22 protein-coding genes and 1 pseudogene are annotated in these 22,549 nt (G+C 69.4%); 11 read left to right on the forward strand and 12 right to left on the reverse strand.

Translation table 11 applies throughout. From position 1 onward, the window contains the following. Positions 1 to 371 precede the first annotated feature (371 nt). The 5 genes from ACIBL4_RS38060 to ACIBL4_RS38080 form a co-directional block, all read right to left on the reverse strand. On the reverse strand, positions 372 to 926 hold the full coding sequence (locus ACIBL4_RS38060) for a carboxymuconolactone decarboxylase family protein (protein WP_399416374.1): 555 nt from the start codon (positions 924 to 926) through the stop codon (positions 372 to 374). A 349-nt stretch (positions 927 to 1,275) separates the two neighbouring features. After that, on the reverse strand, positions 1,276 to 1,650 hold the full coding sequence (locus tag ACIBL4_RS38065) for a nuclear transport factor 2 family protein (RefSeq protein WP_399416375.1): 375 nt from the start codon (positions 1,648 to 1,650) through the stop codon (positions 1,276 to 1,278). Between the two features lie 57 nt (positions 1,651 to 1,707). Beyond that, the gene (locus tag ACIBL4_RS38070; RefSeq protein ID WP_399416376.1) at positions 1,708 to 2,514 is read right to left on the reverse strand and encodes a DUF1684 domain-containing protein; all 807 of its coding nucleotides are present in this window, start codon (positions 2,512 to 2,514) and stop codon (positions 1,708 to 1,710) included. A 176-nt stretch (positions 2,515 to 2,690) separates the two neighbouring features. After that, complete coding sequence (locus tag ACIBL4_RS38075) at positions 2,691 to 3,563, reverse strand: class I SAM-dependent methyltransferase (RefSeq protein ID WP_399416377.1); 873 nt, start codon at positions 3,561 to 3,563, stop codon at positions 2,691 to 2,693. Between the two features lie 132 nt (positions 3,564 to 3,695). Beyond that, positions 3,696 to 4,301 (reverse strand): helix-turn-helix domain-containing protein, encoded by a 606-nt coding sequence (locus tag ACIBL4_RS38080; RefSeq protein ID WP_399416378.1) that lies wholly within the window; start codon positions 4,299 to 4,301, stop codon positions 3,696 to 3,698. Positions 4,302 to 4,392: 91 nt separating this feature from the next. On the opposite strand from ACIBL4_RS38080, the gene ACIBL4_RS38085 reads away from it, so the two are divergent. Both ACIBL4_RS38085 and ACIBL4_RS38090 read left to right on the forward strand, forming a co-directional pair. Beyond that, the gene (locus ACIBL4_RS38085; RefSeq protein ID WP_399416379.1) at positions 4,393 to 5,406 is read left to right on the forward strand and encodes an NAD(P)/FAD-dependent oxidoreductase; all 1,014 of its coding nucleotides are present in this window, start codon (positions 4,393 to 4,395) and stop codon (positions 5,404 to 5,406) included. Positions 5,407 to 5,542: 136 nt separating this feature from the next. Beyond that, a complete protein-coding gene (locus ACIBL4_RS38090; RefSeq protein WP_399416380.1) occupies positions 5,543 to 7,141 on the forward strand; it encodes an MFS transporter in 1,599 nt (532 codons plus the stop codon). 899 nt (positions 7,142 to 8,040) lie between these two features. Here ACIBL4_RS38090 and ACIBL4_RS38095 read toward each other — a convergent pair. Continuing rightward, a complete protein-coding gene (locus ACIBL4_RS38095; protein ID WP_399416381.1) occupies positions 8,041 to 8,544 on the reverse strand; it encodes a MarR family winged helix-turn-helix transcriptional regulator in 504 nt (167 codons plus the stop codon). A gap of 4 nt (positions 8,545 to 8,548) precedes the next feature. On the opposite strand from ACIBL4_RS38095, the gene ACIBL4_RS38100 reads away from it, so the two are divergent. From ACIBL4_RS38100 to ACIBL4_RS38110, 3 genes are all read left to right on the forward strand, one after another. Beyond that, on the forward strand, positions 8,549 to 9,493 hold the full coding sequence (locus ACIBL4_RS38100; protein ID WP_399416382.1) for an NAD-dependent epimerase/dehydratase family protein: 945 nt from the start codon (positions 8,549 to 8,551) through the stop codon (positions 9,491 to 9,493). A 104-nt stretch (positions 9,494 to 9,597) separates the two neighbouring features. Then, positions 9,598 to 10,394 (forward strand): IS5 family transposase gene (locus ACIBL4_RS38105; RefSeq protein ID WP_399416383.1). Its coding sequence is split into 2 segments (ribosomal slippage): positions 9,598 to 9,933 and positions 9,936 to 10,394, totalling 795 coding nucleotides; the frame shifts between segments, so codons are not numbered across the junction. A 1,039-nt stretch (positions 10,395 to 11,433) separates the two neighbouring features. Then, entirely contained in the window at positions 11,434 to 11,658 is a 225-nt protein-coding gene (locus ACIBL4_RS38110; protein ID WP_399416385.1) for a hypothetical protein, read from the forward strand. A 172-nt stretch (positions 11,659 to 11,830) separates the two neighbouring features. Here the strand turns inward: ACIBL4_RS38110 and ACIBL4_RS38115 are convergent, their stop codons facing one another. The 3 genes and pseudogenes from ACIBL4_RS38115 to ACIBL4_RS38125 all read right to left on the reverse strand — a co-directional run bounded on the left by ACIBL4_RS38115 (position 11,831) and on the right by ACIBL4_RS38125 (position 14,101). Then, the gene (locus tag ACIBL4_RS38115; protein ID WP_399416386.1) at positions 11,831 to 12,457 is read right to left on the reverse strand and encodes an XdhC family protein; all 627 of its coding nucleotides are present in this window, start codon (positions 12,455 to 12,457) and stop codon (positions 11,831 to 11,833) included. 284 nt (positions 12,458 to 12,741) lie between these two features. Continuing rightward, positions 12,742 to 13,601 (reverse strand): annotated as a pseudogene (locus ACIBL4_RS38120) (ATP/GTP-binding protein). A gap of 74 nt (positions 13,602 to 13,675) precedes the next feature. Further along, positions 13,676 to 14,101: a hypothetical protein gene (locus ACIBL4_RS38125; RefSeq protein ID WP_399416387.1), complete on the reverse strand. Its 426-nt coding sequence runs from the start codon at positions 14,099 to 14,101 to the stop codon at positions 13,676 to 13,678. 183 nt (positions 14,102 to 14,284) lie between these two features. Between ACIBL4_RS38125 and ACIBL4_RS38130 the strand changes: the two genes are divergently transcribed. The 3 genes from ACIBL4_RS38130 to ACIBL4_RS38140 are packed head-to-tail and all read left to right on the forward strand — an operon-like array spanning position 14,285 to position 15,578. Next, positions 14,285 to 14,668: a peptidase inhibitor family I36 protein gene (locus ACIBL4_RS38130; protein WP_399416389.1), complete on the forward strand. Its 384-nt coding sequence runs from the start codon at positions 14,285 to 14,287 to the stop codon at positions 14,666 to 14,668. 17 nt (positions 14,669 to 14,685) lie between these two features. Further along, a complete protein-coding gene (locus tag ACIBL4_RS38135; RefSeq protein ID WP_399416390.1) occupies positions 14,686 to 15,072 on the forward strand; it encodes a peptidase inhibitor family I36 protein in 387 nt (128 codons plus the stop codon). Between the two features lie 5 nt (positions 15,073 to 15,077). Next, complete coding sequence (locus ACIBL4_RS38140) at positions 15,078 to 15,578, forward strand: ricin-type beta-trefoil lectin domain protein (RefSeq protein ID WP_399416391.1); 501 nt, start codon at positions 15,078 to 15,080, stop codon at positions 15,576 to 15,578. 1 nt (position 15,579) lies between these two features. On the opposite strand, the gene ACIBL4_RS38145 is transcribed toward ACIBL4_RS38140, so the two are convergent. From ACIBL4_RS38145 to ACIBL4_RS38155, 3 genes are all read right to left on the reverse strand, one after another. Beyond that, positions 15,580 to 17,748, reverse strand: coding sequence for an AAA family ATPase (locus ACIBL4_RS38145; protein WP_399416392.1), 2,169 nt, complete (start codon positions 17,746 to 17,748; stop codon positions 15,580 to 15,582). Positions 17,749 to 18,206: 458 nt separating this feature from the next. Beyond that, positions 18,207 to 18,377, reverse strand: a complete 171-nt coding sequence (locus ACIBL4_RS38150; protein WP_399416393.1) for a hypothetical protein — start codon at positions 18,375 to 18,377, stop codon at positions 18,207 to 18,209. Positions 18,378 to 18,426: 49 nt separating this feature from the next. Next, positions 18,427 to 19,092, reverse strand: a complete 666-nt coding sequence (locus ACIBL4_RS38155) for a TetR/AcrR family transcriptional regulator (protein WP_399416394.1) — start codon at positions 19,090 to 19,092, stop codon at positions 18,427 to 18,429. A gap of 181 nt (positions 19,093 to 19,273) precedes the next feature. Between ACIBL4_RS38155 and ACIBL4_RS38160 the strand changes: the two genes are divergently transcribed. From ACIBL4_RS38160 to ACIBL4_RS38170, 3 genes are all read left to right on the forward strand, one after another. Next, the gene (locus tag ACIBL4_RS38160) at positions 19,274 to 20,305 is read left to right on the forward strand and encodes a medium chain dehydrogenase/reductase family protein (RefSeq protein ID WP_399416395.1); all 1,032 of its coding nucleotides are present in this window, start codon (positions 19,274 to 19,276) and stop codon (positions 20,303 to 20,305) included. A gap of 91 nt (positions 20,306 to 20,396) precedes the next feature. Continuing rightward, the gene (locus ACIBL4_RS38165; RefSeq protein ID WP_399416396.1) at positions 20,397 to 21,875 is read left to right on the forward strand and encodes an alpha/beta fold hydrolase; all 1,479 of its coding nucleotides are present in this window, start codon (positions 20,397 to 20,399) and stop codon (positions 21,873 to 21,875) included. 34 nt (positions 21,876 to 21,909) lie between these two features. Then, positions 21,910 to 22,476 carry an ester cyclase gene (locus ACIBL4_RS38170; RefSeq protein ID WP_399416397.1) on the forward strand — a complete coding sequence of 189 codons (567 nt, stop codon included), beginning with the start codon at positions 21,910 to 21,912 and terminating at the stop codon, positions 22,474 to 22,476. The last annotated feature ends 73 nt before the right edge of the window (positions 22,477 to 22,549 follow it).

The following is a 22,549-nucleotide window of genomic DNA, read 5'->3' on the forward strand; positions in this document are numbered from 1 at the left end:
GTTCGGGATCGGTGTCAGACCAGATGGTGGGTCACAGTGCGCTAGCGGAATCCGGTGAGCATTCCATGCAGAAGGCTACAATTGTTAACCGGTCAGCTGGGAGCGTATCGGGCTTGCTATCGAAAATCGTCAAGGAATCGTCAAGTACTGGGGCCAATCGCACCCTCGTGTTGTAGCCGGTGCTGGATGGTGCCGAAAGTGTCCAGCGTGACCCCTTGAGAAGTACTACTCGCCGCCGTTTTCGACCCACTGGCCCGTTCTGCCGCCATGCTGCTGCATTGGCCCACCTGGCGCAGACACCACCAGGCAACAGCCCGACGCAGCGCCTACCAACGAGGTCCGCCGACCGTACCGGCGGGTCCTACAGGTCCTCAGTCGGCCCGGCGGGAGGCGAGGAGTTCCGCCACTGCCTGTGATGCCTGGATCGCGCGAGGGAAGCCGCCGGGAATGGTGGTGAGGTAGACGACCTCCTTCGGCTCGTCCTCGGTGGCCCCCGCGTTGAGGGCGTACCCTCCATGGATCTTGATGAAGTCGCCGAGGCCGAGGGCCGCGAAGGCTGCGAGGAGCGCGAGCTGGCGAGTGCGGACGTCGAGGACATCCCGGGCCAAGAGCTCACCCACCGCGGAGGCGTTGACAGCGTTGGCCAGGAAGGGGAAGTCGCGGTCGAGTGCGTCCAGCGAGGGGGCGCCGCCCCCTCTCAGTGTCTCCACGATATCCTCGCCGCGCTTGCGGCGGACGGCCGTGGTCTCGTTGGGGTCGGCGGTGTACGCAGGTATGTGCTGTTCCTCTCTCAGGTGTCGGTGTGTGCTCGACGTGGTCAGGTTCGGGACGAGGGCTTGTCCGATGCCGGGCGGGGGCCGGTCGAGATAGTCGTGTGCGTCGATGACGTGGCCATCGCGGACCCGTCCGGCGAAGCAGGCGGCCATCTCGAGGCGCTCGTCGGGGTCAGGGCCCGCCCCGTCCTGGACGAACTTGGCAACGACGACCTCGGGATCCGTTGTGTCGTGCTAGATGTATTGATCGCGAGCGTTGTTGACACTGGGAACTGCCAATGTGCCGAGTGCCTGCCCTCACGCAGGACTGCGCGCGGTGACGTCGTTGGATCATCGACGTATCAAGTTGCAGTTCCTCGCCCGAACTCGCAGCAGTGCTGGCCGCGGCTGAGAACGAAAGGTGCCTCTCGCCAGCTACTTCCCTCACCGGGCGGCGGGCCCCTCTCCGTCAGCCGGCCCGTCCACGGGTCTGCCGGCGGTGAGCAGGGCCCGCCCTCGGCTCTCAGCTGTCCTGGCCGACGGGGATGAAGTTGGCGTACTCCTCGATGCGGGTGATCGCTCCGGCGTCGTTGAAGCCGAAGAAGACGGCGGCGTGCACCTCGCCGCGCATCCCGTTCTTTGTGGCGACGTGCACCAAGTGCTGCTGAAGAACTTCGCCGCGCTGAGAGAGCTGGCGGAGGATCTCATAGCGCATCGACTCGATGGACTCGATCTGGCCCTCCATTCCCGCGACGTTCTCCTCGATGGACTGCTCGCCCTTGCCATCGTTGTGCCACACGGTGGCGGTTTCGGCGCAGAGCGCACGGGCGGCCTTCCAGTCGCGCGACTCGAGTGCGCGGAGGTAGGCGACGGCCTTGTCCTTGAGGTCCTGACTCATGCTGGTCTTCTTCCTGTACGGGCTACGGGTAACAGTGGAAAAGGGGGTTGGGGCAGGTCAGCTCTGGCCGGTGGCGGAGTGGATCAGGGCGCGCTCGCCGACCTCGATGCGCATGGGCAGGTGGTTGCCGGGTGGCGAGAGGGGGCAGACAAAGACGTCCGGGTTCAGGTGGTGGTGCGAGAGCGTGGCCTGGTTGAAGTCCACGGTCACGGCGCTGCCGGGCTCCAGCAGCGGCAGCACCAGCCAGCGGCCGATCTGCGGGGTGGAGTCCCCGCTGGTCTCGTCGGTGAAGATCACCAGGCGCTGCCCGGGAGACTCCTCAAGAACGGCGAGGACGTATTCGGTGCCGTGCACGGTCACGACCAGGTCGAGGGGAGCGAGGATGGCCTCCGTGCTCCGCGGGGCGGTCAGTCGTTCCACCTCGATACGCCGCCCTTCCGGCGCAGCCCGGTAGTGGCCTTCGAAAACCCAATCCGGGTTATACGGGAAGCGGTCGATGCCGCTGAGGCCGGAGCGTTCGACCCGGCTTTGATCCATGACGATGACGCCATAGAACCCATCGGCGCCGCCCGCGAAGCCGTTCAGGTTGCCGGGGAATTCCAGAACGCTGCCGGAGGGCACTTCCGTGGTTCCGTCGACGGCCTCGCCGTTGGCGCGCACGCCGTCCTCGGCCTTGGCGGCCACTGTCAGCGCACCCGTTTCTGTGGTGGTCCACTGGCCGGGCAGGCCGGGCAAGGTGTGCGGATCGCGGCCGTTGATCTTGGCCTTGGCGATGACCGTGCCCTTCCCGTTCGTTCCGGCGATCTCTTCCCACCGGCCCCGGCGCCAGGCTTCGTGGTCGGCGGGAACCTGAGGTGCAGTCATGGAGGTACTCCCATCCTCTCCACCGCGCCGTGGGTGCGCGGCGGTAGCGCCGCGCGAGGCGTGCGCCGGCATGGTTGCTCAGCCGACGACACGCACGCGGGTGCGCGGCAGTGGTTGCGTATGAGGCAAGTAACTGGCTGTCGGCGCTGCCCGACAGACAACAGGGCGGCCCGGGTTCAGGCGCGGCGGGCTGCCCAGACGGTGCGCTCGGTGCGGACCGCGAGGTCGCTTCGGCGCAGGATGCTGTGTGGGCTGTCGACATCCAGGAGTTCGTCGAGTGCGACGAGGTCTTCCGGGCTCAGGGCAGGTGCGGCGGCGCCGCGGATGCGCTGCAGGCTGGCGTGGGCGTAGAGGCCGATGGCCTGACTGCGGTTGCCTTCGACGCTCACGGTGATGGTGCGCTCGTCCTCGACGGTGAACCCTGCGGCGGTCAGCATCGGCCCCCAGTCGGCACCGCGGTGGGGTACGTGTTCGGCGTGAAAGCTGTCGGTTGCGGCATGGGCGCGCTCTTCGAGCCCAGGCCGGCCCTCGGGCGCGTGTGCGGGCAGGAAGCGGGGGAAACCGTCCAATTCCACGACGGCGAACAGGCCGCCCGGCGCGAGCAGTTCGTGGACGTCGGCCAGTGCGCGGTCGGGGCGGGCCATGTGATGCATGGAAGCGGAGGCCCACACCAGGCCTGGTGTGCCGAGGTCGGGCCAGTGGTCGGTGTTGAGGTCGGCCTGCACGGTGCGCACACGGTCCTGCATGCCGCGGGCGTATGCCTTCTCGCGCAGGAGCTGCAGGTGGCCGGCGGAGGCGTCGACGGCGGTGACGAGTGCGTCGGGGAAGCGTTCAAGGAGGGCAAAGGTGCCCGCACCGGTGCCGCAGCCCAGGTCCACGATCTGGCGCGGCTCGGACTTCAGCGGGAGCCAGGCGGTGATGGACGCGATGTGCTCGGCGAGCACCTCGGCGTCCAGGTCAAGGATCTCCGCCTGGCCGCTGTCGTCGTGCTCTGGGTGGTGGCCGTGCGAGCCGCCATGGTGAGGGGTGTGGCCGTGAGCTGGGGTCATGGCACCACCGTAAGCACCTCATGCGCGAATCGCACGACTGCTTGCGCAATACGCAAAGAGGTCGCTCGGTGTGCTGCCTGCCACGCAAAATCCCCTCTCTTCTGGCAGCACACCACCGTTCTCACACGGGCGCTACTCGCAGGGGCCCTGTGCGCTGTCGCAGTCGCCGGACTCGTCGGTGTCGCGTTGGTGGCCGCGGCGAGCGTCGCGGTCGAAGATGCCCATGATCTCGCACGGCCCGCCCTCGGCGCCGATCGCGTGCGGCATCATGGTGGGGAACTCGGCGGCCTGATTGGTCTCGATGCGGAACCGGCGGTGGCCGAGCATCAGGATTGCCGTACCGGACAGGACCACCAGCCATTCGCGGCCGGGGTGGGCGCGCATGCGGGCGGGATTGTCGGGTGGCGGTTCGGTCATCCGTTGACGCATGACGCTCATGCCGGGGACGCCCTTTATGGGCCAGCGCATCAGGCCGTGGGTGCCGTCGATCATCGGGCTGATGACGACGTCGTCGGCGGCGTTCTCCACGAGCTGGTCCAGGGTGGTGTCCAGGGCGCGGGCGAGGGTGACGAGCTGGTCGAGGGCGAGGCGGCGCTGACCGTTCTCGATGCGGCTGAGCGAGGACTGACTGAGGTTGGCGCGGGTGGCCAGTTCCTCCAGGGACCAGCCCTGTGCGACCCGCAGGGCGCGGATCCGTTTGCGTACGAGGCTGTCCAGCTGCCCATCTTCTTGCGTCATAGGCAATATGTTATGCCTTCACTGCAATGCGGGCTTAACGTCGAATACAGATGGTCCAGCACGGGGGCCACGTACGACGAAAGGGCGCGACATGTCTGCGCAGACTTCCCGCTACGAGAGCGACACCCTGCCCGCCGAGACCGTGGACGTGGTGGTGATCGGCGGCGGCGCCGCGGGCCTGAACGGCGCGCTCATGCTCGCCCGCTCGCGCCGCTCGGTCGTCGTGATCGACAACGGCACCCCGCGCAACGCGCCCGCCGCAGCGATGCACGGCTTCATCGTCCTGGACGGCACCCCGCCGCCCGAGATCCTCAAGCGCGGACGCCAGCAGGTACGCCAGTACGGCGGCCAGATCGTCTTCGGCGAAGTGGCCGCCACCGAGCCCGCCGCCCCCACGGCCGACGGTGATCTGCGGTTCACCGTCACCCTGGCCGACGGCCGCACGCTCACCGCGCGCCGCGTCCTGGTGGCCACCGGCCTGCGCGACGTCCTGCCCGAGGTTCCGGGCCTGGCCGAGCACTGGGGCCGCAGCGTTGTGCACTGCCCCTACTGCCACGGCTGGGAGGTCCGTGACAAGCCCATCGGCCTCCTCGCAACCGGCCCCGCCTCCCTCCACCACGCACTGCTGTTCCGTCAGCTCACCGACGACCTGGTCTACTTCACCAACGGCACCGTCCTGGACGAGGACGCGCGCGCCCGGTTCGCCGCCCGCAACATCCGCAACGTCGAGATCGAGGTGCAGGAAGTCGTCAACGACGAGGGCGGCGCTCTGGCCGGCCTGCGCCTGGTCGACGGCACATTCGTGGAACGGCGGGTCATCGCGGTGGCGACGCAGCTGCAGGCCCGCACCGAGGGCCTGGACGGGCTGAAGCTGCCGATGGAAGACCTGCCCGACAACACGGGCCGCCGCTTCGCCTCCGCAATGGCCGGCACCACCGACGTTCCGGGCGTGTGGGTGGCCGGAAACGCCACCGACCTCACCGCGCAGGTCGGTGCGTCCGCCGCGGCCGGTGCCCTGGCCGGATCCCACATCAACGCCCTCCTGGCCACCGCCGACACCGACGCGGCCCTCGCCGCAGCACAGGCCGAGAACGCCCCCGCCTGACACCCCAGCCGCCGTGGCTGAACCGCGCGACCGCACACCTGCAGTCCGCGCGGTGAACAGACCTCCTGCTTCACCACCCCTTGGCGACCGGCCCTGCTCCGGCGCTGATTCCGCATGCCCCTCTTGAGAGGAAACAATGAGTAGCAACCTGCCTCCCCAGGCGGCGGCCGCACCAGTAAGCGGCGAGGGTACGCCGGATGCGCGTCAGCTCCGCGCGATCCTAATCACCGTCTCGATCGCGCTGATGGCCGTCATCGCCTCGGTGTCCGGCCTGAACGTCGCCCAGACCCATATGGCCGTCGAGTTCAGTGCCTCGCAGACCACCGTCCTGTGGATCATCAATATCTACACCCTGGCCCTGGCCGCCCTGCTGCTGCCGCTCGGCGCGATCGGTGACCGGCTGGGCCGAAAGCCCATGCTGATCACCGGACTGATCATCTTCGGCGCGGCCAGCGTCGTCGCGGGCCTCGCCCCGTCGGCCGCGGTGATGATCGGCGCCCGCGTTGCCGCGGGCATCAGCGCCGCGATGATCATGCCGATCACGCTGGCCGTCATCACCTCCACGTTCCCCGAGGAGGAACGAGGCAAAGCGATCGGCGTATGGACCGGCGTCGCCGGAGGCGGCGGCATCCTGGGCATGTTCCTCTCCGCCCTGCTGGTCGACGTCGCGGACTGGCGCTGGCTGTTCGTGCTGCCCGTGGTCCTGGTCGTCGTCGCGCTGGCGATGACGCTGAAGTCGGTGCCCAACTCCCGCGAACGCTCCACCCATTCCTTCGACACCATCGGTGCACTGGTGTCCACCATCGCCGTCATCGGCGTCATCTTCGTCCTGCAGGAAGGCCCCGAGCGCGGCTGGACCGACCCCGTCACCCTGATCAGCCTGGCCGTCGGCGTCGTCGCCGCCATCGCCTTCGTGGCCTGGGAACTGCACCGCCGCGACGCATCCCTGCTGGACGTACGTCTCTTCCGTGAGCGCGGCCTGGCCAGCGGCTCGATCACCCTGCTCGTCGTCTTCGGCGTCCAGGCCGGCATCGCCGTCCTGCTCTTCCCGTTCTTCCAGGCCGTGCTGGGCTGGTCGGGTCTGCTGTCCACCGTGGCGATGATGCCGATGGCCGTCATGATGATGATGACCTCCGGCCTGGCCCCCAAGATCGCCGCCAAGATCGGCGCCCGCTCCACCATGACCGTGGGCGTCGCCCTGTCCACCCTCGGCCTGGCACTGATGGCCCTGTTCGTCTCCGTCGACGGCGGCTACCTGTCCATCCTCTCCGGCATGTTCGCCATGGGCATCGGAATGGGCCTGTCCATGACGCCCTCCACCGAGGCCATCACCAGCTCCCTGCCACGCGCCAAGCAGGGCGTGGCCTCCGCCCTCAACGACGTCACCCGCGAATTCGGCACCGCCCTGGGCGTCGCGATGCTCGGCGCGCTCCTGGCCAACGGATACCGCAGCGCCATCGACGACAAGCTCGACGGCATCCCCCCGGGAGCTGCGGACACCGCACGCGAAGGCATCGCCAACGCCATCGAGGTAGTCCCGGGCACTGGCAGCCACGCGCAGGACCTGATCCACACCGCGCAGCAGTCCTTCGTCGACGGCTGGCAGCAGGCCATGTGGGCAGGCGTCGCCGTCATGGCCGGCCTGTTCCTCTACATCCTCGCCCGCGGCCCGAAGAACACCACCCCGACACCGAATCACGACGCAGGAGCCCCAGAAGCTGTGTCCGCGCGGTAACCGGGCTATTCAGCACCCTTTACTGACTTCGGCTCGTCGGGTGAATCTCCGCGAAGTCCCTGAAGGAATTGGGGTGGTGACTGTATTCCGTGGTGTGTGAGGTATGCGGATGGGGGCGGTCTGACCGCTGCGGGACGTCGGCGCAGGGAGTCGGTACGGCTGCAGGCGAGCCGCAGGTCCCCGTGCGGCGGGTCGCCGAGCGTGACGAGCAGGCCGTCACCGCGTAAGTCTCCCTGGTGAACGGGCAGTTCGACCGGAGGAGCGCGCGATGGCCTTGTCCCAGTCTGACCTCATGCGGCTGCTGGAGTCACTACATACGGCCGACGGAGTTGAGACGATCAGGGTGCTGTGCGAGCGCATCCTGCAGGAACTCATCAAGGCCGAGGCCACCGAGATCATCGGCGCCGCCCCCGGGCGAACACTCCGAGAAACGCACCACCTGGCGCAACGGCCGCCGGGACAGGCTGCTGACCACGCAGGCCGGCGACCTGGACCTGTAGACCCCCAAGGTGCGGGCCGGGTCGTTCTTCCCTTCTCTGCTGGAGCGGCGCCGGCGGGTCGACCGGGCCCTGTTCGCGTGGTGATGGAGGCATACGTCGCAGGGGGAGGATCTCACGCTTTCGCCTGGACAACAGCGGAGCCGCTCTTGAGTTGACTGCTCGTCGCGCGTTCGCCGTGACGGCCGGAGCGGTTTCAGGACCACGACGAGACCGCCGCGCAGGACCGCCTCCATCGCTCCGGTGAGTTGTGCGGCTGTGATGTCGGGAGCAAGAACTGCCACGGCACCCGCCCTCAAACAGACGTCCGCTTCCTGAGCATTGAGGACACCGAAGACAAGGGTGCGGGCGACTGCAGCACGTGAATCCGGCGGGGTCGCCGGTGACCGTGCAGAGCCTGGTTCAGTTCTCCACCAGGGTCCGCAGCGTGCGGCGGAGTTGATCCGCCGCACTGGGACTGATCCCTGCGAGGAACGCGCTCTCGGCTTCCCCATGCGCTACCTGTGCGGCGTCGTAGGCCTGCAACCCCTGGTCAGTGAGCTCAACGACGTTCCGGCGCCGGTCTGCCGGATCCGGTCGTCGCGTGACGATGCCCTTCCGTTCCAGCACGTCCAACAACGCCACCATCGTGGTGCGGTCGATGCCGAGCGTCTGCGCTACCTGCAGCTGCGATGCCGGTTCACGGTGGGCCAGGACTCGAAGCGCGCCGAAGTCCTTGCTGTCGATCCCGAACGGTTCGAGCGCTGCATCCGTCAGCGCCGTGAGCTTGAGGGCGGCGTGCTTGAGGAGGTAACCCAGGACGTCGTGCGGGTCAGCGGTGGCGCTCGCTTCGGTGGACATGAGTCCCAGCTTACGCTTAAGCTGATCGTCAGTACTGCTGACGATCAGCACCACGACGAATGGCATCGGCATGATTCTTGTCACCGGAGGGGTCGGCTTCATCGGCTCCCACACCGTCCGCGCACTCGCTGAGGCGGGTGAGGAGTGCGTCCCCCTCCAGCGCCGCAGCCCGCAGGTTCCGCGCCACCTCGCAGACCTGCCCGTGCACGTCGTCCAAGCCGATGTCGCCGACCTCGACGCCCTGCTCGCCGCCGGCCGGCAGTACCCAATCACTGGGATCGTGCACCTCGCCGTCGCCCTCCCGTGGCCGGTCAGGAACGACGCCCCGATCGACGCATCCGGGCGGGCGCTGGAAGCATTCCTCAACATCGTCCGCGCCGCGCAGGCATGGGGCGTGCGCCGCATCGTGACCGCGAGCACCATCGGCGTCTACGGCTTCACATCCCAGGGTGCACTCACCGAGGACATGCCGATCTCCCTGGAGCACTTCCAGCCCATCCCGACGTTCAAGAAGATCACCGAGCTGCTCGCCGGCCACCTGTCGGAGGAGACCGACGTAGACATCGTCAACGCACGCATCTCCGGCACCTGGGGGCCCGGCGGGCACCTGCCCGACCCGTTCTTCGCCGCCCCATCGCTCGCACACGCTGCAGCGCAGCAAAGCGAACCCGACCTGGCCGGACTCATCGCGCCGCCGCACGCCGAGGACGCGCTCGACCTGCTCTACGTCAAGGACACCGGTCGCGCGCTTGCGCTGCTGCAGCTCGCCGATGAACTGCACCATTCGACGTACAACGTCGCCTCCGGTCGTGCTACCAGCAACGTCGACGTCATCACCGCGATCGAGTCCGTCGCCCCCAGCTTCCAATGTGAACTCCCCTCGGCCGGAGCTCGCCCCGTAAGCTGGCTCGACATCAGGCGTCTGCGCGAGGACACCGGATTCGAGCCCCAGTACGACACCGCCGCCGCTGCCGCTGACTACATCGCCTGGCTTCGCGCTGGAAACAAGCGGTAACCCGCGGCCGCGGCTGACGCAAACTCATTCCTGCCTACCGGAGGACCATCCATTGTTTAGACGTCGTCTCATTTGGAGTGCTGGGTAGTCTGCACTGTGTGGTGATGGTCGAGCGCATGGTGCCGGATGAGTTGTGGGAGCTGTTTCAGCGGGTGGTCCCACCCGCTCCATCGCGGCCACAGGGCGGCGGTCGGCGCCGGTACGGGGATCGCGAGGTGCTGGCCGCGATCATCTTCGTGGCCGTGACGGGCTGCACCTGGCGGCAGTTGCCGCCGGTCTTCGGCCCCTCGGGGCCGACCGCGCACCGGCGTTTCACCGAGTGGTCCGCCGCCCGGGTCTGGGCGAAGCTGCACCGGCTCATCCTTGACGAGCTGGGTTCGCGTGGCGAGCTGGACTGGTCGCGGTGCGCGATCGACTCGGTGAACATGCGTGCCCTGAAAGGGGGGACCTGACAGGTCCGAATCCTGTAGACCGGGGCAAGAAGGGATCGAAGATCCACTTGATCACCGAGCGGACCGGTTTACCCCTCTCGATCGGGATCTCCGGCGCGAACCTGCACGACAGCCAGGCACTCGAACCGCTCGTGCGCGGCATCCCGCCGATCCGCTCCCGCCGCGGCCCGCGCAGGCGACGACCCACCAAGCTGCACGCGGACAAGGGCTACGACTACGACCACCTGCGCCGATGGCTACGCAAGCGAGGCATCCACCACCGCATCGCCCGCAAGGGCATCGAGTCCTCCACCCGCCTGGGCCGCCACCGCTGGACGATCGAGCGCACGATGTCCTGGCTGGGCGGCTGCCGCAGGCTGCACCGCCGCTACGAACGCAAGGCCGAGCACTTCCTGGCCTTCACCGCCATCGCCTGCAGCCTCATCTGCTACCGCAGGCTCACCAAATGAGACGATGTCTTAGGGCACTTGCCCCCCAGGGCAGGGCTGCGGCGTCGCGTGACGCCCGGTTCCTGATCATTCCGAGGCCGAGGAGTGCGAGGGGCGGCGAGAGTCGCGGGCGTTACGGCGGAGGCCGGCCGCGATGTTGTTCACTCCGGCCGTGCGGAGGGCTCCGATGGCGAGGCTGCGCCAGCTGGTGCGCGGGGAGCGTTGCCGGTCCGCAGCTGGAGGCGTCCTCGGCGAAGGTGGTGTAGCGGACGTGGTGCAGGACCTCGATCTTCCAGTAGTCGCGGAGGAGTCGGTGAGCTGGCCGCAGAGGCCTGCTCGGCGTCAGGCTGGTGACGGCGTGGATCGTCTTGACGGTGGTCTTGCCGCTTTGCGGTCGGTGCGCCGGCGCTTGATCTGGACGGCCTGGCGGGCCCCGGGGAAGAGCAGGCTGTTCACGGTGGCGACCTTGATCCGGCTGATCCCCGAGCGGCCGTGGGCGATGCCCCGGGCGCGTCCCTGAAGCAGGATCTCCTCCCAGGGAAGGGACTTGAGTTAGCGGCGCCGCTTCTTCGTAGGGTCGGCCACGCGAGACACCGAGCACTGTGTCAGCGCTCTGCATTTCGCGTACCTCCCCGGTGTCGCCGGTGTCTGTACCACCTGTGCTCCTTCGCCCTGCGAGCGGCTTTCCCGCTCCCCTCGGCCGGGCGTGACTCCGGCGACTACTACGGGCACTCCGTCACCGCCAGCCGTACTGGGACGGTGATCCCACGTTCGTCTCTGACACACGATCAGCGCGGCCCAGGCGCCCCATTCATCTCCTTCAATGCCCTCGTTGGGCATCGCTCCCGCCGCGAAGGTCGACGAGGGCGAACCAGTACGTCCCCGGTTACGACGGGCACCGGTTTCAGATGAGCCGGCTTCTCGGCGTGGCCGATCCGCAGCGAGTCGTTGCCGAACAGCAGGGTGATCAGCTCGAGCCGGTGCTCGGGGGTGGTTTCGATCGCTGTGGGAGGAGACCCGCGGCACTGGCCTGCGCGTCCTGGCCGTGTGCCCCGGCGCGGTGCAGACCGAGTTCTACGCCGGCAGCCAGTCGGCCGACTACGGATCGAAACGGGCCACCGTCGACCACGTCGTGAGGACAGCCCTCGACACCCTCGACCGCCGCTCCGCACCGCCATCAGTCATCACCAACGCCCGCCCCCTCGCCCTCGCCAGCAAGTTCCTGCCACGGCGCCTGGTCGTCCGCATGATGGCCTGCATGGCACGACGCGCCATGCAGGCGTAGCTTCGCTCACCGCCGGACCGCACCCACAACCGCCTTCTCGTCACTGGGCGAATCCAGCAGCCGGACTCGCAACGGTGTCGCTGTTCTTCCGCCGCACGCCATCACGCCGAAAGACCACCCGCACCGGCACAGTCCACGGCTGAGACTTGGCAAAGACCCGCTGGACCGCCGGTCACCCGGCTGCCCGCATGGTGTGGACCGGGCCGTCGCGGTCGGACAGGCGCACTCCGCGGCCTCCGTGCCGGGTGGCGATGATCTCGGCGGCGATGGACACGGCGGTCTCCGCGGCGGAGCGCCCGCCGAGGTCGAGCCCTACCGGGGAGGACAGCCGCCCCAGCGCGGGCGAGGTGACGCCGGCCTCGCGCAGGGCCGCGGTGCGGCGTTGGTGGGTGCGACGCGAACCCAGCGCGCCCACATACTCGACATCCAGCCCGAGCGCGGTCTCCAGCAGGGGGATGTCGAACTTCGGGTCATGGCTGAAGGACACGATCACTGACCGCGCGTCCACCCTCCCGGCCGCCGCCTCTTCGGCCAGGTAGGCGTCGGGCCGGGCCACGACGACTTCGTCGGCGTCCGGGAAGCGGTCGGCTGTGGTGAACACCTGGCGGGCGTCGCACACGGTGACCTGGTAGCCCAGCGTCCGTCCGATCGAGGTGAGGGCTGCGGCGAAGTCTCCCGCGCCGAACAGCAGCATCCGCGGGGGCGGCGTCAGCGAGCGTACGAAGATGCGGATGTCCTCGGTGTCGTAGCTCAGCAGCGCGCTGTCACCGTTGCGCAGCAGTGCCCGTGCGTCGCCCATCAGGTCCGGTGGGGTGTGCGGCGGACGCAGGCTGCCGTAGTGGTCGTGGGCGCGTGACGCTCGGAGGGGGGTTTGTTGGTGTGCGGGGTGCTTGCTGGCCTGGTGTGTTGTGGGTTTGTTGAGAGAGGCCGGGTGCACAGGTCCAGCGGGCAGTTCGGGGTGTGAGCTGGGGTTGTGTCATGTGCGCTGAGTGGGACCGGGCTCGTTGTGGGTTTCGCCAGCGTGTAATGGCTCGGTTGGTGTTTGTGCTGGTCAGGGCTGTTTTTCCTGGTCGGTGGGCGGGGTTAGCGGCTGCGGGTGGGGCGCCTGTGTTGTTCGGCGAGGTGGTCGAGTTGTACCGCGTCGAGGGCAGCTTTTGTGATGCGTTCGGTGCCGTCGTGGATGGCGGTGATGGCTGTTTGGCGGATGAGGCGGGTGAGGGATCCGATGCCGCCGGCGGTGCGCTGGTGGAGGTAAGCAGCGTGGCGGGGGAGGGTGCCGGGTTTGTGGTGGTGGAGGTCGAGGGCGTTTTCGATGTCGGTGATGACGTCGCGGAAGGGTTGGCGGGTGCCGTGGCGGGCGGGGAGGGGGCCGCAGGTGATGAGGGTGGCGCGTCCGGCGAGTTGAGCGCCCCGTGTCCCGCTGAAGAGGGGGGTGTCGGTGACGTTGATGCCGGCGTAGACGAAGGTGGCGGCCAGGCGTTCGGTGAGGTCTTTGAGCAGGTCGGCGGCTTGGGCGCCGGTGGTGGTGCGGGGGTTGAGGCGGTGGATCTCGTCGATGTGATGAGGGTTTTCGCGGTGGCGCCGGGCGGGACCAGGACGTACGCCACGGGTGCAGCGGGGCGGGCTGAGCCGGGCGGGGGCGGGTTTTTGCGGGTGTGGGCGAGGTGGCAGGTGCGGCCGACGTTCAGCAAGGCGGTGGGTTTCCCGGCTGCGGCGGGTCCGGTGACGATGAGGGAGGGCCGTGCGGTGGTCTGCTGGTGGCGGCCGAGGATCATCAGGGTGCGGACCTGGGTGGCGAGCTGGCTGATGGCGGGGGTGCGGATGGTGACGAAGGCGGAGTGGTAGGCCAGGCGTTCTTCGGTGCTGCGGGGCGGGTCGTCGGGCTGGGGCGGGGCGGGCGGGTCGGTGGTGGCGAAGCGCTGCCAGCCCTGCCAGGTGGTCAGGGGCCAGGACGGCTCGGCCGCATCACTGTCGCCGGCGCCGACTGGTGTGCTGCCCGCACTCTGCGGGTTCGGGTTCACCATCTGTCGGCTTCCTCGTGTGCGTCGTAGAGCCCGAATCCGGTGGCAGGGGCGGGGCTGAAGTCGCCGTCGGGCGCGTCGTCGAGATCGTCGATGCTGTCGTCCTCGCCGTGCTGCGCCGACTCGCCGGTGGTGGGGTCGTCGGTGTCGTGTTGCGGATGTCGGGCGGCGGGGATCGGCGCTGTGGTGGCGCGGGCGACGAGAGCTTGTTCCGCCTTGGTGGCGTGACCGGTGGTCACGCGGCGCATGAGCTGGTCGAGGGTGTCGGCGAGGTCGGCTTCGTAGTGCTCGACATCATCGTGGGTGCCGTGTATGGCGAGGGTGCCGATGTGCTGCCCGCGTCTCGGGCGCGGCCCGGAGACGCGGTCACAACGGGCGTTCGGCTTCTCGGCAGCCAGCTCCCGATATGAGGGGGCTCCCACCCCTGCGCAAGACCTTGCACGGCCTGGAGCAGCAGCGCCGACGCGTCCGGATCGGCGCGGGTGGTCAGGACTGAGCACCAGTGAGCAGTGAACGGGCTGCCGGATGAGCAGCCGCCGCGGACATGATCTCTTCCAGGAGCCCGGGAGACCGAACGCCCCGGGCCGGGAAGGAGTCACACCACTATGCGCGGCCCTCGTCTCTTCAGACCACTCTCCACCGCCGCGGCGGCCGCCCTGGCTACCGTCGCCGTCGCCGCTCTGGGCGTGCAGCCGGCCGTCGCCGCGAGCAGCGACTGCCTGCCGAACTCTTTCTGCGCCTGGCAGCACTCCAGCTACGGCGGCCAGTACCTCGTCTCACCCGCAGGCGAGAACGTGTCCAACGTCGGCCGGCAGATGAACGACTCGATGACGTCGTACTGGAACCGGACCGGTGACTGGATCAGCATCTACTACGACTCGGGGTACCGGGGCTGTCTGTTCGCCATCCCGCCGGGTGGTTCGGACGCGGCTGTCGATCCTGAGTTCAACGACCGCATGACCTCGTTCGCCGTCGGCAAATGGTGCTGAAGGGACCTGTGACCGCCATGAACAAGACGAAGAAGACGCGGGCGGGGCTCCGGTCCCTGGTCGCCGGTGTCCTCACCCTGGGCGCGGCGTTCGCCCTGACGGCCGTCACCGGTACGCCGGCCGCCGCGCATTACAGCCAGTGTCCGGACAAGGAGTTCTGCATCTGGCAGCACACCAATTACGAGGGACTCTTCGCATATTCCAGCAAACCCCGACCCGACCTCGGCGACATGAGCGGCCGGGCCTCGTCGTACTGGAACCGCACCGACAACTGGGTGTCCCTCTATGTGGTGGAGGACTTCCAGGCCTGCTTCGAATCCGTCCCGCCGGGAGGCTCGATCTCCAACATGGGCTCCATCTGGAACGACGAACTCCGCAGCTTCCGGCCCGGGAAGTTCTGCTGATGCCGATGAACACACGCATCCGCCCCCGCGCCACCCGGCCTGCGGCCCGCGCTCTCGGCGCCCTGGCGGCCGGTGCCGCCCTGACCCTGGGCCTCGCCCCGCAGGCACAGGCGGAGTCCGGCGCCTGGGTCACCCTGCAGAACCCGTACACGAACGCATGTCTGGGCATCAACACGGCCATCGCCGGGACCAAACCGGTCACACAGGTCACCTGCAAGGTCACCAATTTCAACTCGTGGCACCTGAGCACGGACGGCTGGCTGCGCAACGGCTACCAGAGCGACTCGTGCCTGGACACCAACGGCACCCGGCTGTACCTGTCGAAGTGCAACACCACCGACCCGGGCCAGCTGTGGGAACGACTTCCCGGCACCAAGGTCGGCATCGTCAACCGCGCCGATCCGGGCAAGGTGCTCGTCGGCTGGGCCGACGGATCGCTCGGCCTGGTCGCGCCCGGCGCCGTCGACAACGCCGCCAAGTACCAGTGGGTGTGGAACTGGCAGTAGGTCACTCCCCGTCCCCGGTCACCACCGGCCCGGTCAGCTCCTGCTCCCACAACAGGTCGGTGATCCGGTCCACCGCCTCCTTAAGGTGGCGGCGGTAGGTGCTGAACGGAAGACCGAGCCGGGCGGCCGCGGCCTGCTGTGCGGCAGGCCGGTCGCCGTAGGCGGCGGTGAACGCACGGAGACGCCGTTCACCGCCCCGCTCGGCCGGCAGCCGCTGCGCCGCGTCCCGCAGGAGACGGGCCAGGTCACCGCCGTGGGCCACGGCCACACGGCTGCGTGCCAGCGGATTGCACCGCAGTTCGTTCGGTGAGCCGAGGGAACGCAGGGCGTCCCGTACCGCGGCGCCGAACGCGTCCCGGGACAGAACGGCCTGTCCGGCCCCTTCGCCGCTCGCGCCCCGCGGGCTCAGCGCGGTGGCGCGGGGCGCGCCGTCGGCCAGCATGGCGTCGGTGTTGGCGGCGAGGTAGGCCGCGAGCGGTTCGGTGCGGTAGTCCCGCGCGAAGAGCCGGTACGCGTGCGCCCCGACACGGACGGGATCCGCGACGGGCGGTGTGGCGTAGTGGGTCATGTGGCTGTTCCAGTAACCGTCGTCCCGGTACACCGCGATGTGGTGGGAGAGGCGGTCGGCGCCCCGCCACACCTCTCCCATGGCCCGCCAGTGGGCGAGGGTCATGGGAGCCGAGGGGCGGTGGTAGCGGTCGGGGTGGACGAGGTACCGGGTCACCGCGATCCGCTCGCCGTCCCGTACGGGGCCGTGCCAGCGGGCGTACCTCCAGACGGCGGCGAGCACCGGGTCGAAGGAGGAACCGGTCCCCTCCTCGTCGGCGCCCAGCCACAGGGTGGCGGTGAAGGAGACGGTGCGTCCGGTACGGGTGGAGCGGTGCAGGCGGAACGCGGCGGGCTGCAACTCCAGCCACCGGCGGGCGATCTCGGCGGACTCGGGACCTTCGGCACGGGCGGTGAGGTCCAGGACGTCTGCCTCGGCGCCCGGTGTGTACGGGTACTCCTGCACCAGCCCGGGCGCCTGCCATTCGTGCACTTCCGGCATGTGACCGTCGGTACGGTACATGTACATGAGTGCGGCAACGGCGTCCATGAGCAGGTGGGCGGGGCCCCGGCGAAGCCGGTCCAGCAGGTGGTCGTGCATGCGCTTGTGCAGGGCGACGAACCCTTCGGGATCACGCCAGCGCAGGTCCGCCTCCAAGGCCTCCCGCACCACGTCGTGAGGGAACACTCCGGTGGCGGCCGTCTCCACGTACGGCGCAGCCAGGCGAACAGCTCCGGTGCCTGCTCCCCGAACATCGCGCGAATCAGGTCCTCGCTGGTCACGTACGCGTGCGCACACACCTCCAGGGCCTGCCGGTGCAGCGGGGAGGGCGGATTGCCGGTGAGGCGCGAGAGCAGGACCGCAATCACGTCCTGGTCCGGTTTCCAGCGGGTGCGCGAGCGGTCGCCGACCCCGGGTCCCACCCCGCTGCCCCTGGTTCGTCTGGAGCCCTGCACCGTTCCCCGGCCGCCGCCTGCGGCCGGGCTCGGGTTCCACCGTCCCGGCCGCCGCCAGGGAAAGAGCCAGCGGGTTGCCGCCCGTGAAGTCCCATACATCGCCTTGCACGTGTGCCGGAACACCCTGCCGGTTCAGGAACGTCACGGCGTCGTCCCACGACAGCGCCTCCAAACGTACCAGCGCGAGGTGATCCGCCCAGCCCGAGTCCGCGGTCCACCGGGAGTCCGGGGGTGTACGGCCGGCCAGCACGGCGACCGCCCCTTGCGGCAGTCCGGGCAAGAACCGCTCCCACAACCAGCCTTCCAGCCCTTGGCACATCTCGAACGTGTCGACGAGCAGGACGGCGTCCGGCACGTCGAGCACATCGGCAGTGGCCCGCTGGAAGGCCTCGGGTGTCGGGGCGGTCGTCCGGGCGTCCACCTGGAAGACCGGCCGTCCCGACGCGGCCGCCTCTCGGGCGAACCGGCGCAGCAGGGTTGACTTCCCGATCCCGCCGGGGCCGTGCACGAAGAGCACCGGCGCGGCGTCCGGTTCTCCGGCCAGCATGGCGCGGAACAGCGCCGTCTCGGCCGCCCGTCCCACGAACGCCCGGTCCCGCGCCGCCCCGAGCCGACTGCCTAACCGGCCACCGCCGCCGCGCACCCCACCGGTACTGGTCAGCTCCATGTCACCCTCCCCACCGCGCCCGCCCGGCACCTGCGTGAGCCCGTCGGCCGAGGTGGTGGCAGGCGCGGACGAGCACCCCTGCCCGTCCTTCAAAGATCGACAAGGATACGTGCAGTGGGTGAACGGTTTGTTTCAGGGCGCGGCGGCCAACGCCGGTCGCTGTCCGATCGCCGTGGTCGCGGCATGCGAGTGGCCGACGTGCTCGGTGACGAAAGGCGGCGCCAGACCTGCGACGTCACGCGATCGCCGACCTGAACGCGCCAATTGCGCCGGTCTACGCGGTCCGCCTGATCCTGCTGCGGGAACCGTCGGGGTCACGGTCAGGCGAGCCGGCCTCCAGGAACGCCTGACCGTGTCGCTCCAGGGCATCCTGCCGGGCCGTGCCCAGCCGCTCAGGGCGAAGACGAGCCATGGGCCGGTTACGACGTCGTGGAATCGCGCGGAATCACCACACGGCTTCAGGACGCCTGCTCGGAGGAGACCAGACCCGCCGGGTGCGGGAGCAGGAACAGCGTCACTGGCAGCGCTACGGGGTCATCGCCGCAGCCCCGGGCCCGGCTCTCCTCCAAGCGGTAGTCCTCGAAGTTGTCGCGCATGTCCCCCGGTACCAGCTGACCATCCTGGATCACCTGGAGAGTTCTGCGAGCACCCGAAGAATCGGGAGAGCGAGCAAGCCGCTTACGGGGTCAGATGGCGTAGTTCGTTTTCGTACAGCTGGGCCGGGTCGAGGCCCATGCCGGTGAAGTGGCCTGCCAGTTCCAGGGAGAGGATGCCGTGCAGGCGGGTCCAGAAGCGCAGGGCGCGGCGCAGGGCGGCTGGCGGTGCGGGGTGGTCGGCGGCCCACTGCCGGTGTTCGGCGAGGTGGGCTTCCAGGGGGGTGTCGGGGTGGCCGGCGTCCGGGGTGTCCGCGGCTGTGCCGGCCGGCTGGGCGGCGTCGAGGAGAGCGCCCATGATCTCTGAGGCGATCGCGGTGACGTCGTCGGGTGCGCTGTAGCCGGGGACGGGTGTGCCGTAGATGAGGAAGTAGCGCTGGGGGTCGTCCAGTGCCCATGTGCGCAGCGCGCGTCCCAGTCCGGCCAGGTCCGCACCCGACGCGGCGGCGGCGCTGACGGTGTCGGCGAGGCTGCGGTAGGCGTCGCGGATCAGTTCAGTGATCAGCTCGTCGCGGCTGGCGAAGTACCGGTAGAGCGCGGGGCCGCTCATGCCCATCTGCTTGGCGATGGCGTTCAGGGACAGCCCCGGCGCCCCGGCGGCGGCGATCTGCTCCCAGGCGCGCTCCTTGATCTCGGCCCGCAGCTGGGCCCGGTAGCGCTCGCGTGGTGTCTCCTTGCCCGCGACGGTCACGTGCTCGTCCCTTCACTCATCTGGGCGCCGGCTCCTGGGAGCCGGGCGGAGCTGCTCTGCCCACCGCCTCGGAGTTAGAGCCTATTACGAACGCTCTTGACTGTCACTCCGATAGAGAGTTATAACTTCTAACGAAAGCGCCAAGCACTAACCGTGCTCGTGAGAGTCGAGGGAGGTCGTCATGAACGCCGGAGAAATGATCGAGGTCGTGCTGCCGGGCAAGGTCGAGCCGGAGGGCCTGCAGGTGCGCCAGGGGGCCGTTCCGACCGCCGGTCCGGGCCAGGTCGTCGTCCGTATGGAAGCCACCGGTGTCTCGTTCGCCGAGCAGCAGATGCGCCGCGGTCGTTACTACGACCAGCCGCCCTTCCCGTTCGTCCCCGGCTACGACCTGGTCGGCACCGTTGTGACGGCCGGCGAAAGTGTCGGTCCCGGTCTCGTCGGCACCCGGGTGGCCGCGCTGCTGAAGGTCGGCGGTTGGGCCAGCCACGTGGTCGTCGACGCCGCCGACGTGGTGCCGGTCCCTGACGGGATCGGCGCGGCGGAGGCGGAGACCGTGGTGATCAACGGCATCACCGCCTGGCAGATGCTGCACCGCAAGGCCCGCGTCCGCGCAGGGCAGACCGTCCTGGTGCACGGCGCCAACGGGGGAGTCGGCTCCGTCCTGGTCCAGCTCGCCCAGGCCGCCGGGGCGAAGGTGATCGGCACCGCCTCCGCGCGCCACCACGCAGCCCTACGGGAACGAGGAGTGACCCCCATCGACTACCGCACCGAAAACATCCCCGCCCGCGTCCGTGAACTCGCCCCGCTCGGCGTGGACGCCGTCTTCGACCACGTCGGCGGCCGCAGCATCGTCGACTCCTGGAACCTGCTCGCGCCCGGCGGCACGCTCGTCTCCTACGGCAGCGCCTCCACCCGCGACGACGAGGGCTCCAAGCAGTGGCCCGTCCTCAAGCTGCTGGGCCGGGTGTGGCTGTGGAACGCCCTGCCCAACCGCCGCCGCGCCTACTTCTTCAACGTCTGGGCCGGCCGCGCCCTGAGCCGCAGCCGCTTCCAGGCCCGGCTGCGCGCCGACCTCACCGAGGTGTTCGAAACGCTGAGGCGCGGTGAGATCACCGCCCAGATCGCCGCCGAGCTGCCCCTGACCCAGGCCGCCGAGGCGATGCGGCTGGCCGAGTCCGGCACCGTCGCCGGAAAGATCGTCCTGCACGCCTGACCGCCACGCAGAAACCGGCGAACACCCGCCTCACCGTCCCCGCACTTCCTCTGCGCCGTCACGGCGCGAAGACGTTCAGGAGATCCCCGCCATGTCCAGACTCCACACGTATGCCCGGCGCGCCTTCACCGCCGCCGTCGTCGCCACGGCCACCCTCGCCACCCCGGCGGTCGCCGCCCCCGCTCGCACCCAGCCGACCACCCCCGCGAGCCGGATCAGCTGGAGCGCCTGCTCCGACGCGGAGTTCGAGGGCATGCAGTGCGGCACGCTGCGGGTCCCGGTCGACTACACCCACCCCCGCTCCGGCAGCCTCACCCTCGCCCTGGTCCGCCGCCCCGCCGACGACCAGGCCCGTCGCCAGGGCACCCTGCTGCTCAACGACGGCGCGGGCGGGTCGTCGATCGAACAGCTCCGGCTGGCGATGCGGATCGGCTTCCCGTCGTTCGCCGGCGACATGAGCCGGAACTTCGACCTGGTCGCCGTCGACCCGCGCGGAGTGGGCCACAGCACGCCGATCCGCTGCACCACGCCCCTCAAGCCCGCCGGCGTCAGCCACTTCCCGCGCAACCAGGCGCAGTTCGACAGGCTCGTGGCCCACAACCGCGCCTTCGCGAAGGACTGCCTGCGCCGCAACGGCCCCCTGGTCGCCCACGTCGACCTGACCAGCACCGCGCGGGACTTCGAAGCCGTGAGAACCGGTCTCGGCGAGATGCAGCTCAACTGGTACGGCATCCACTACAGCACGCTGCTCGGGCGTACCTACGCCGACCTCTACCCCGGCCGACTGCGCACCATGGTCCTCGACACGGCGCTGGACGACACCATCGCGCCCGCCGAGCGAATCCGCAGGGAAGCAGCCACAGCGGAAGAGGCGTTCCGCCGCTTCACCACATGGTGCGCCACCTCGACGGACTGCGCCCTGCACGGCAAGGACGCCGCAGCCGAGTACGACACCCTCGTCGCACGCGCCGACCGCAGCCCGATCCCCACCGCCGGCGGCGGCCGACCACTGACCGGCGAGGACATCCGCAGCGCCACCCAGGACTACCTGACCCTCTCCGGCGTCACCTGGCCCGCCCTCGCCCGGGCCGTGGTCAAGGCCCAGGCCGACGACGCCACCGACTTCACCTACGAACCCGACGACACCCTCGACCCCGTCCAGGTCCAGGTCCCCGCCTGCCTGGACACCGCGCGCCCGGTGACCACGTTCGACCAGCTCACCCGGTTGCGCAAGGACCTGGCGCGGATCTCCCCGCACCTGGGTGGTGCCGTGCGCTCATGGACCGCGCTCACCGGCTGCCTCGGCTGGCCCGTCCCCGCCCACCCCGTGGCGGCCGGCGCCCCTGTACACGGGGCGCCGCCCGCGCTCGTCCTGCAGTCGACCCATCAGGCTCTCGCTCCGCACAGCGCGGGTTTCGCCATGGCGGCTCAGCTGCCCGGCAGCGTCGTCCTCAGCCGTGAAGGCGACGACTACAGCATGTTCCTGCTCTCGCAGTGCGTGCGCGGCGCCACGAACCGCTACCTCACCACCCGCGCGCTGCCCGCTCCCGGCACCACCTGCACCGACTGACCTCGTCCCACTGACCAGACATGCGAGAGCCATCATGACCACCACCGCACGCCACCGGATACGCCTCCTCTTCCCTGCCGCCATGGCCGCCCTGGCCGTCAGCGCAACGACGGCTGCCGCACCCACCTCGTCCGCCACCACAGCCGAACATGCAGTCACGGCACACAGGCACCAGGCCCCCGCCAAGGGACCCAAGGCGATGCTCGATGCGTGGCTTCGCCTCTGGAACGGCGACTTCACCCAGGCGGCGGGCATCATCTCGCCGGACTTCAAGGTCCACGCCGCCCTCTTGGACGGAGGGGACGGCAGCAGCATCCGAGGCGCGGACGGCCTGGTGGCCTGGATCGCCCAGACCCGCGCCGCCTTCCCCGACCTGCGCTTCTCACTGCAGATCGGTCCCTTGATCGCCGGACACCAGGCGTCCGTGCGCTGGACGGCCACCGGCACCTACGTCGGCGGCTTCCCCGGCGCCAAGGCCCAGCCCGGCACGACCGTCACCTTCAGCGGCACCGACACCCTGCGCATCAAGGACGGCAAGTTCGTGGAGTACTGGCTGAACTCCGACACCCTCCAGCTCCTCACCCAGCTCCACGCCCTGTAAGGCACCACCCGCCCGCTGCTCCGCCGCCCTCACCGACCGCATGGTCGGTGAGGGCGGCGGAGCACGCCTGGCA

The organism is Streptomyces sp. NPDC050416, assembly GCF_044458845.1.
Classification (GTDB): domain Bacteria; phylum Actinomycetota; class Actinomycetes; order Streptomycetales; family Streptomycetaceae; genus Streptomyces.